Below are 10,765 nucleotides of genomic sequence, written 5' to 3'. Positions count from 1 at the left end.
AGCTATTCTCCCATATAAGACTGTTGCAGATTAATACTTTTGAGATGAATGTCTAGCAGGTGATAATACTTTATAGCGATCCTTTTAGTACCTTTTAGTGATCTTTTTGATTTTGAGTCATTTTAGCCATAGTTTCAGTAAAAAATTGAGTTGATTAGTGCCTATTTTATACCGTTTGTTTCAGTAAGTTTAAAATTGTTTCTAAAGTGTTTCTCTGTTCTAAAGTTTGCAAGAAGATTAGATAACTTACAGGTGTGTTATCGTGAATGAGTTTGGTTTATTTGCATCTAATATAGGTTATAAGGTTATTTATATAGGGATCTTTTAAAGGTGTATGTATTAGGGGGGAATATATAAAATACTTTATAATCAAAACCTTACCCTTTATTTTAACCTGTATTTGGTAGTAATACAGGTTTTAAACAGTACTATTAAAAGCGTTATTAGGATCTATTCCAGATCATATTTAAGTACTATTCATATTTCACCTTATTAGATTATTGACACCTTATCCACATTTTCAATTCTACGACGTTATGTTTTAGGTACTAAAAAACACCGTTTTCTCACTAGTTATTCACAGTTCGGGCTTTCTAAGATCGTTATTTGGTATTATTTGATCAAATAATAGATCGCTTCTGATCAGATTTAGGTAGTATGTATTTGCATTTATACACAGTATTTTTAAACTTTTACGGCAAATAACCTGTTTGTACATACTTTTCAAATACCGCGTGATGATTTAGGCACTAATAGGCTAGATTAGGCTTTTTTTACTATATTTGGTTCTTTATTTATATATTCTGGTTAATTACCTGAGACTGTTAATCTAAATATTAGATTATTTTTGTTTGTCACGGCATGCTTTAGGTACTAAAAATTGCACCTGTTATTCAAAATAATCGGTAGGCGTGTCTACTTAGGTACTAAAACCTAATTTTTTATTTATTTAAAGATATGGCGTAGCTAAATAGGTACTAAAATACAACTGTTTTGATACGGGCACGGCTTTATATATGGTACCGCGGTACGATTTAGGTAGTAATATTGGTTATTTTCCTTACCCGCGGTACTAAATAGGTACTAATAGTCTGGTTTTCTTGTCTTATTCAACACTCTGGCTTAGCCACGACACTATCTAGGTACTAAAAAAGCCATTAATTATGGCTTTAGTAGTTCTCACGGTACTCTTTAGGTACTAATATTGATCTGGAATTTTAAAGATTACATACAAGTGATTGATAATTATGGTTTTATTTTGTTTTTATGCTCACGGTATATTTTAGGTAGTAAATGTTTAGGCTATCGATTACCTAGCAAACTTAGCTAATTTTTGCGTACACGGTACGCTTTAGGTACTAAAGTGAGTTTCGGTATTGTGACTAAGTTAAAATCGATTTTTACTACCAATCTATATTTTAATATATAAATCAATTGGTTGTGTTATTTTTGTAAAGCGTAACCATAGACTATATAAATTTAGATCATTATTAAGTAGTAATAATAGCCGCTCGACGTTCCATATTAGGTAGTAAAAATAAATATTAAATCTGTCGTATTGAATATAACTAAGTATCTTTTGACGTTAATCGTAAATCACGAATGAGGTATTTTATTATTTTTATATTAAAATCAATGTCTTATTTTTTTCAGATCGTTATTAAGTACTATTTTATATATTTGCTCTCAGATGGTACGTTTTAGGTACTATTATTTACTTCCACGGCACTTTTTTAAATGAGATCACTATTAGGCGCTATAATTCGATTGTTTAAATACAGAATAAGGTAGTATTCTTTTTACCGCTCAACTTTGTCGTGGGGATCCACTTAGTAGACGGTACTAAATAGGTATTAAAAAGCCAAAATTATGATAATGAAATCGGCTGATGTACTGTATTTAATAGTATGAACCCGTCTTTAAATTCTTCCCTATCCTATTTTATAAGTAGTTAATGTCTTGATTTATAATGTTTTAACTGGTTTTTCTGATAAAGTGGGATATGTTAATTATTTACAAAGCGGGGGCTATTATTGTTCGTTTTTATACGGACTTTAGTGTGTTTAGATTTTAGTTAAACCGGCTGTTGGATAAAAGATTGCACACGAATAATTTAATAAATAGGTTTATTAGGCTTCTTGCGATAGAAGTTTAATTTAAATTGGTAGGTAAATTAAACTTTGAGATCATTGTTAGGTAGTATTTCACTCTGTCTGGCAACATGTATTAGGTACTAAAGTCTGTTGCCAGATTTAAGTAAGCGCTGAAATGTAGCGTTTGTTTAGTCGATATTGAACTAGCGTAGCTTGTATTACTATTGACTCTTATTCTGTGAAACTAAAATAATTTTAGCCTATTGCGGCTGGTCGCGCTGGTTTGTGAATACTGCGTTAAGCGTAAATGATTAGCTGTTCTAACAATCTATGAAGCCGCCCTGCTCTTTTATTATTTTCATTTTAGTTATCTAAGCTTAATGGCTGTTAGTTGTATTATCGCTTTAAGTAAAATAAAGGAAAGTTTATATGATGATCTTAACCAAATTTATAAAATTACAATAGAAACCTAAATGGACTACACAAATATCGCCTTATTAAGCCCCTTATAATAAACGTTTTTTATGATTTGCGGCTGCTTTATATTGAGTATTTGATGTTGAAGAGTGAGTATTAATAATACCTTTTATTTTTATCGTATGTGATTTTTTATAAACTATCTTTTGATTTGGGAAAAGCTACAAGTTTGAAAAATGCCATTTAGCATTCTTTTGTGCTAAATGGCATTATTTTTAAGAAATTGACTTTATTGTCTCATTAAGGCTGGTTAACAAATCAGATTCGTTATTTGAATCAACTTTTATCAAAATTGCTAGGCCGTCTGGAGTTTTTACCACACTGGCTTTTTCTGACAAATCCTTTTCAGTTTTTATACTGTAAGATTTTGGTTTAGCTTTAACTTCTAGGGTATTTTTAAAGGCTTCGACACAGGCTTTTAAGTCTAATTTTTGATATTCGCTTAACGCCTGAGTGGCTTTTTCTGTAAGGTTTTCTTTTATGATACGCCGCCATAAGGTTGCTAATTCAACTACTCGGCGAATAGATACCTTGTATTTTTCGTTTTCGGTTAAAGATGTTTCGATTAAATCAGGAAGATCATTAATCGATAAGACTTGGCTTGCCCATGTTCTTGATTTACCTAATCGTTTAGCAAGTGTGGTTACGCTATCAAAAACTGGGTTTTCACCTGATAATAAAGCTAAATAGCTAGCTGCGATTGTGAAAGGATTTGGATCTAAGCGCCCTTCATTTTCAATTACGGCCAACATTTTTGCATCATCATCGCTGATATTTTCTAATAATAATGCTGTTAGTGGTTTTTTTGCTGATATGGTTGCTTTACGGCGTCTAGAGCCCGTAATAACTTCGTAAATTCCATTATTTAATTTTACTTTAACGGGCTCGGCATTTGTACCATTAGATTCTATTGATTCAAGAATATCTTCAACCGGCGGATCTTCATGGTATCTTGGGTTTCCATACCAAACTTTGGTTTGAGATGCGGGTTCATCAATTAAAATAAGTTGGCACTTTGTTCTTTTACCTGATGGTAGCATATAAAATGAACCAACTTCTGTGGCTACCGCAGCTGTCACTGGTTTATTAACAGGTGCTATATTGGCTTTCTTGGGTAGAATCTCGGTTGGGTCAAAGGTTTCCATATCTAGATCAACTGCCACATTTTTATTTTGTGGCTTTTTCCCCATGCCGCTTAGCATGCTTAAGTCTTCTTTCATTAGATTAGCCATAGCTTGATTGCGCTTTTTCATTATTCAACGCCTTCTGTTTGGTCGACAAAACAATCTCTTATCATGCTTGGTTTTCGTTTGCCAATACACTCATCAAATAGCATTTGGAAAGAAGCTGCTCCTTTAGCTTTTCTATCGATTACAGTTGCACCTTCTTCCGTTTCTACGTAGCTAGTCGTTTCGTAAATAATAACGGAAGATAAAGATACAAATTCGCTGTAGCCTTCTTTTAAAAACGAAATCACTTCGCTGTTTCTTTTTTTCGATACTTTTTTAAGACGATTCATGACTAACCGATGATCAAGTCCAATGAAGTCAGGATCATTTAATCGCAAGGTTTCTTCCGCGGTTTGAATGATTTTTACTATCCTTGGAATTTGTTCAATATCTTTATGGGAAACTGACAGGGGAGTTAAGATAATATCAGAGATAACTGCTGTTCTTTGAAAGTCTGCGTCGGAATCGGCTTTGTTATCTATAATGATAATATCAAATGAATTAGAAAGTGTATTAATGGTACGTCTGACATCTTCCTCACCTGGATTTCTCGTTATTTGTGTTATTTCTGGAATTGGCTTTTTACCTGACTCTAACATTTTTTCAATTAATTCGTTTCTACGGACGCCAAATTTAGTAGAAGTACCTTGTCTATCCATATCGTAAATTAATACGCGGTAACCTCTTCTTGCTCCTTCCGCTGCTAAATTTTCAGCTGTTGTTGATTTGCCAACACCGCCTTTTGTTGATGAAATACTTATAATAAATGCCATATTCGCCTCCTATGAGTTATTTTTTTATTTTATGCTAATTTAGATTAATATCAATATATTTACGTGATTTACTCTAATTTTATTGTGAATATAAGTTTTATTTTTAATTAAAGTCGTTAATTTGATTGAAACCATCTTAAAGACTGTCAGATAAAGATGAGCAATATGATATTTGAAGGTTGTTAAGCTGCTTAACGAGAGAAGAGGGATATAAAGATATAGCGTTTTTAAAATAAGCATAGTGTTAATCAGCTTAACGGTTGCTAGTTAAATATGAGCTGTGCGATATATGAAAGGTTGTTAAGCTGCTTAACGGTGCAAGGGGGATATAAAGATATAGCGTTTTTAAAATAAGGATAGTGTTAATCAGCTTAACGGTTGCTAGTTACAGGAGAGCTGTGTGATACATGAAAATCTTGTTAAGCTGCTTAACGAGGAAGAGAGATATAAAGATATAGTGTTTTAAAATAAGCATTAAGCATAGTGTTAATCAGCTTAACGGTTGCTAGTTAAATATGAGCTGTGCGATATATGAAAGGTTGTTAAGCTGCTTAACGGTGCAAGGGGGATATAAAGATATAGCGTTTTTAAATAAGGATAGTGTTAATCAGCTTAACGGCCGCTAGTTACAGGTGAACTGTGTGATACATGAAAAGCTCGTTAAGCTGCTTAACGGTGCAAGAGGGATATAAAGATATAGCGTTTTAAAATAAGCATAGTGTTAATCAGCTTAACGGCTGCTAGTTAAAGGTGAGCTGTGTGATACATGAGCAGCTTGTTAAGCAGCCTAACGAGGGAAAAGGGATATAAATATATAGCGTTTTAAAATAAACATAGTGTTAATCAGCTTAACGGAAAAAATAAATCAAAGTATAAAGATTTATATATTAATGACTAATGCGTAGAGAGCAGGCTATTTAGTCATTCCCGAACGTAAAAATTGGGCAAACGGTCTTTCAATAAATTACTCTTAATTTTTTGAAAGAGCATTATATTTTTAAAAACATGGTTATTCTTGATTTTATTACAAGGCATACTGTTAGTGGAGTATATAATTTCGAATTTTAAGTTGTTTAAAGTATATATCCGTTTGTGTAGCTACATAGTATATATAGTATGCTAATTAATTTAAAAAGTATAAAAATTATATTAAAAATTAAATTTCATAGCATAATTTTTATCTCAACACTAAAAACTTAATTAATGCTTCTATAAATAAGTTAAGTCCATTTATCTTTTCTAAAATTAAGCTCTATTAGGGCCAACAATTCTATTTAAAATATAACTTATTGATATAGGTATATAACTACATCTATTTTTGTTTATTGTTAACAATGTTAATTTATTGTGCTATGTTCTAGTTAGTTTTAATACTTACATAAGGGAATTAATACAATGAAATATATAAAGTCTAAACCCTTGTTAATATATCCAATAATAGCAAGCGGTTTATTAGCTGGATGTGAACAAGCCTCAAATAACAATGATACACCTACGACATCGGTAAAATCAGAACAAAAAACAATTGATGTATTTGCAACAGAAAATGAAATAATCTCTTTTGTCGATTTTGAATCACCATTAAATAAAAAGTGGTTTAAAACTGAAAAAGCTCAAACGAGCTTTCAGACTGCTCAAGACAATACAAAATTAAAACTAAGCTTTTCAAAACAGGCGAATTATTCTAAATTTAGAATAAAACCTGAGCAGACATGGGATTTAACCGAATATGAACAATATAACTTTGCGTTTGATGTAAACAATATCAGTGACGATTCAGTTCATTTCTATTTATCGCTCGAAAATCCAGAGGGCGGAGCTCAACGGCGTTCGGTTAGTTTACCTGCAGGATATAAAGGAACTGTATACTTTCCACTTGATGGTATTGAAGCCGAAACTGAAACAGGGCTATGGGGCGATGCACCACCTTGGCCAACTAAAGATAAACTCATGGTGTGGCGATCTTGGAGAGCTGATGATATTAAGCTTGAACAAATTGCTGCGATGGAGTTTTTTACAATTGGCATTTTAGAAAATAAATCAATTTTGATTGATAATATTAGGCTGCGTAAAAACCCTGAAACTGATCCTAACTGGATGAAAAATATAGTTGATCGTTACGGCCAAAACGCAAAAATGGATTACCCCCTCAAAATTAATTCTGACAGTGAATTGCGACAGGCGAGTGAAAAAGAGCTCGCAGAGCTGGCGGATTCTAATGGTATGCCTAACCGATCAAAATTTGGTGGTTATACCCAAGGCCCAAAATTAGAAGCAACAGGTTATTTTAGAACCCAGAAAGTAGACGGGAAATGGTGGTTGGTTGATCCTCAAGGGTATTTATTCTTCTCGCATGGGCCTGCTAATGTACGAATGGCAAATATGAGTACTATTACCGGTGTTGATTTTAAGGACGACAGTGTACGCCACCGCTCTGCTGACGAAGTTACACCAGAAGACTCTATGGGTATTGTGCATGTTTCAGATAAGGTGAGAGAAACACGTTATATCACTTCTTCACTTAGGCACGATATGTTTGAATGGCTGCCTGATTATGATGATCCTTTGGCGAATCACTACAGTTACCGTCGATCTACCCATAAAGGGGCGGTTCCGCACGGTGAAACTTATAGTTTTTACCAAGCTAATTTAGAAAGAAAATACGGCGAACAAGCGCCAGGCTCTTACTTAAAAAAATGGCATGACGTGACCGTACAGCGGATGCAGGATTGGGGTTTTACCTCTTTTGGCAACTGGGTTGATCCTGCATTTTATGACATGGAAAAAGTACCTTATTTTGCAAACGGTTGGATTATTGGTGACTTTAAAACTTTATCAGGTGAAAAGAATCACTGGGGGCTAATGCCAGACCCTTTTGATCCAGTTTTTGCAGAGCGAGCGCAAAAAACAATTGATGTGATTGCTAAAAAAGTAAAAGCCTCTCCTTGGTGCGCGGGTATTTTTATTGATAATGAAAAGAGCTGGGGCGAGCGAGAGGGCAGTGTACCTGCTCGTTACGGCGTTATTTTGGACGCGTTAAGTAAAAGCGCTGAACAAAGCCCAGCAAAAAATGCTTTTTCAGCACAATTACAAACCCAATATCAAGATATAGATGCTTTAAATCAAGCTTGGCAAACAAGCATAAAAGACTGGAACAGCTTAAAAGCTGGAATCCAATTTGATCATTATCCTGACGCTTTAGTGCGTGATTTATCAAGCTTGCTTGAAATGTTGGGTGAGCAGTATTTTACAGTGGTTCACAATACATTAGAGAAGGCGTTACCGCATCATTTATACATGGGTGCTAGAATGGCCAACTGGGGTATGCCAGATGAAATTATTAAAGCCTCTATTAAATACTCTGATGTATTAAGCTTTAATATATATGAAGAAGGGATGCAGCCGCATTTTTGGTCATTTTTAGAAGAAGTTGATTTACCCGTGGTGATTGGCGAATTTCATATTGGTACTGCGACTGATTCTGGGTTATTTAATCCAGGTATAGTGCACGCTTCAGATCAAAAAAATCGGGCGAAAATGTATAAAAACTATATGCAAAGCGTGTTAAATAAACCTTATATGGTGGGCGCGCATTGGTTCCAATATGTGGACGAGCCTATTTCTGGCCGTGCTTTTGACGGGGAAAATGCCAATATCGGTTTTGTGACTGTCACTGATAGGCCATATCCAGAGCTCGTCAGCGCGGTTAAAGAAGTGACTTCTACTATGTACCAAAAGCGTTTAGCTAAATCGAACGATTAATATAATGGCTCGTATGTTCTGTAAATACGAGCTTATCGAAATTTAAGCGCTAGCTATACTGGCTTAAATTGCGATTATGCTTAATTTTAGATTTCTTCAATATATTTAAAATTAAGCTTATTGCTCTGGCTCAGCTTGTGATTTAGCATTTTTTAAGCTAACGAGTTTTTGAAAGTGGCCTAAAGAAGCACTTATCAAATGACAAGCGCGTAGGTAACCTGTATCACTCAGCTGACTCAATAAACTAGGCGTTAATTGTGTCAGGTTATTCTCGTTAATAGAATATAAACCATCAATCCGTTTACTTTGCGTTTGATCTTTAACGTTGATATCTAGTTTTACCGCCTCAATTAAATTGTTTTCCAACAGCGTGTCGATAAAAGCTTGGGTGCGAGTAATGCTTTGTTTTAAAACTAATAAAGTTTCAATCGCATTATTTAAAAACTGAGTCGGCTGACCTTCCTCGTTAAAAACGGCTTCACCTTCTTGCTCATTTACTCTTTGGTTATCCAAATCGATAAATACCTGGTTGTGTTCATCGGTATTTTTATTCTCGGCGGTTTGAATTGCCACAAAAGGCTGCCGTCGAATATGTAGCGGGATATAGTAACTTTTCCAGCCATCTTGCTTTAATAATAGGTTTTCACCTGGCTCAAGCCCTGATAATGCATATAGCCCAAATTGACCGCTTTCAGGGTCTTTAATAAAACAAACCGGAAACTCCAGTACTAGTTTATTAAGCTCTTCTGCCACCACGGGAATACAATGAATGTGCTCACCATATGCCTGGCCATGGCCAGTTTTTATTTTTAAATTGGCATGCTTTTTTGGATCTAAAATGTCGATGTTTGGCATGATTAACTCCACTAAACTTTGGATAAACCGAATTGATAAATTTTTTCTAGTAACAGCCGGTTAGGTTTTAATTGTTGGCTTAATTCATTGACTTCTCGGTGATTTTTTGAAAATAAATGCTGAGCATTTTGCTTCTGTTGAATCGATAGTCCTAGGGGGTGATTGTTGGTATAAAATCCCATTCCGTACAGAATATAATGGTAGCTGGCTGCTGGAAATATTTCGACATCATGTTCAAAATCTTGGTCTTTCGGAAATTGATGCTGCCATAATTGAAGCTGGGCTTTAAGTTGTTCGGGAATCGATTTTGGATCACGGTTAGCAAGCCAAAAAGGTTCATGGCGTTGGCTGAGCATGTAATGTAATTTTAAAAAATCGATAATTCGTTGCCACCGATAACTAAAAGTTTGGTTAAACCGGTGCGCAATAATATCCATTGCCATTCGATTCACAGGTAGTTGCTCGGCTATGGTACGCGCTGAAACCTCAACCAGTAAAAGTGCAGAAGCTTCTAGCGGCTCTAAAAATCCGGCTGATAATCCTACGGCGACACAGTTTTTATGCCAGAACTTTTCGCGGTAGCCTGGATTTATCGATATTTTACGTAGGTTGAGTGTTTTTGTATCTTTTATACTGGGCTTTAGATAATTTAGTAAGGTTTGTTCTGCTTCTGAATCTGACATATATTGACTGGCATAAACATGGCCAACGCCTCGGCGTGTAGGTAAACCTATATCCCAAATCCACCCAGCCGCTTGCGCTGTTGAAATAGTGTGTGACGCTACGGGCGATAATTTATCCGGGTAGGGGACTTGTACCGCTAATGCGCTATCAGCAAACAGTACATCCTGACAAGAAACAAAAGGAATTTTATAATGTTTGTCTAGTAATAAGCCATGAAACCCAGTGCAATCTATAAATAAATCGCCAGCGATTTTTCCATTATTTTGTGTAACTACAGATTCAATATCGCCATTTGTTTGGCTAATAACTTTTATGACATCATCTTCAATCCGGTTAACGTGTAGGTGGGTGGTACAATGTGTTTTTAAAAAGTTTGAAAATGCAGCGGCATCTAAATGGTAAGCATAATTTAATACCCCACTATATTCAGGTGTTGTAATATGTTTTGGCGCTAAGCCTAGTTCACATATCGCTTCTTGCGGACAAACAGCAGCTGAATATGAACGGTTATTAGATTGGTTAAACCAATGAGGCGCTAAATCAAAATCTTCAAAGTTTTGCGGTAGCATTAATGGGTGGTAATAAAAATCATCGTCTTCACCTGTCACCCATTTGTTAAATTTAGCACCTTGCTTAAATGACACTTTACATTGTTTTATAAAGTCAGTTTCACGTATGCCCATTTCCTTTAAGGTTCGACGCATGGTTGGCCAAGTACCTTCGCCTACGCCGATAGGTGTCACGTTTGATGATTCAATTAAGGTGACGTTAAATGTGTTGCCATGTAAAAATTTTAACTTTGCGGCAAGTGTGCCAGCAGTAATCCATCCAGCTGTTCCTCCTCCGACAATCACAATAGATGAAATGGGTTTTTGCATCCTTTGCTCCTGAT

5 protein-coding genes are annotated in these 10,765 nt (G+C 35.0%); 1 reads left to right on the top strand and 4 read right to left on the bottom strand.

Annotated elements, in window-relative coordinates:
• Window positions 1-2,785: 2,785 nt before the first annotated feature.
• Together OLW01_RS18425 and OLW01_RS18420 are read right to left on the bottom strand one after the other, a co-directional pair.
• Entirely contained in the window at window positions 2,786-3,823 is a 1,038-nt protein-coding gene (locus OLW01_RS18425; RefSeq protein ID WP_268076965.1) for a ParB/RepB/Spo0J family partition protein, read from the bottom strand.
• On the bottom strand, window positions 3,823-4,572 hold the full coding sequence (locus OLW01_RS18420; RefSeq protein ID WP_268076964.1) for a ParA family protein: 750 nt from the start codon (window positions 4,570-4,572) through the stop codon (window positions 3,823-3,825). The genes OLW01_RS18425 and OLW01_RS18420 overlap by 1 nt, the downstream gene beginning before the upstream one ends.
• A 1,395-nt stretch (window positions 4,573-5,967) precedes the next feature.
• On the opposite strand from OLW01_RS18420, the gene OLW01_RS18415 reads away from it, so the two are divergent.
• Window positions 5,968-8,334: an agarase gene (locus tag OLW01_RS18415; protein ID WP_268076963.1), complete on the top strand. Its 2,367-nt coding sequence runs from the start codon at window positions 5,968-5,970 to the stop codon at window positions 8,332-8,334.
• Between the two features lie 117 nt (window positions 8,335-8,451).
• On the opposite strand, the gene OLW01_RS18410 is transcribed toward OLW01_RS18415, so the two are convergent.
• Together OLW01_RS18410 and OLW01_RS18405 are read right to left on the bottom strand one after the other, a co-directional pair.
• Window positions 8,452-9,189, bottom strand: coding sequence for a SapC family protein (locus tag OLW01_RS18410; RefSeq protein ID WP_268076962.1), 738 nt, complete (start codon window positions 9,187-9,189; stop codon window positions 8,452-8,454).
• A gap of 11 nt (window positions 9,190-9,200) precedes the next feature.
• Complete coding sequence (locus tag OLW01_RS18405; RefSeq protein ID WP_268076961.1) at window positions 9,201-10,751, bottom strand: tryptophan halogenase family protein; 1,551 nt, start codon at window positions 10,749-10,751, stop codon at window positions 9,201-9,203.
• Window positions 10,752-10,765 lie beyond the last annotated feature (14 nt).

The sequence above is a fragment of the Catenovulum adriaticum genome (genome assembly GCF_026725475.1).
Taxonomy (GTDB): Bacteria; Pseudomonadota; Gammaproteobacteria; order Enterobacterales; family Alteromonadaceae; genus Catenovulum; species Catenovulum adriaticum.
Note: the sequence above shows the minus strand (reverse complement) of the source record. Positions and strands in the feature narration are given on the sequence as shown.

What these genes read in the sequence shown, in the direction of transcription:
- OLW01_RS18425 (WP_268076965.1), bottom strand. Translation starts at nt 3,823, where the DNA reads ATGAAAAAGCGCAATCAAGCTATGGCTAATCTAATGAAAGAAGACTTA.
- OLW01_RS18420 (WP_268076964.1), bottom strand. Translation starts at nt 4,572, where the DNA reads ATGGCATTTATTATAAGTATTTCATCAACAAAAGGCGGTGTTGGCAAA.
- OLW01_RS18415 (WP_268076963.1), top strand. Translation starts at nt 5,968, where the DNA reads ATGAAATATATAAAGTCTAAACCCTTGTTAATATATCCAATAATAGCA.
- OLW01_RS18410 (WP_268076962.1), bottom strand. Translation starts at nt 9,189, where the DNA reads ATGCCAAACATCGACATTTTAGATCCAAAAAAGCATGCCAATTTAAAA.
- OLW01_RS18405 (WP_268076961.1), bottom strand. Translation starts at nt 10,751, where the DNA reads ATGCAAAAACCCATTTCATCTATTGTGATTGTCGGAGGAGGAACAGCT.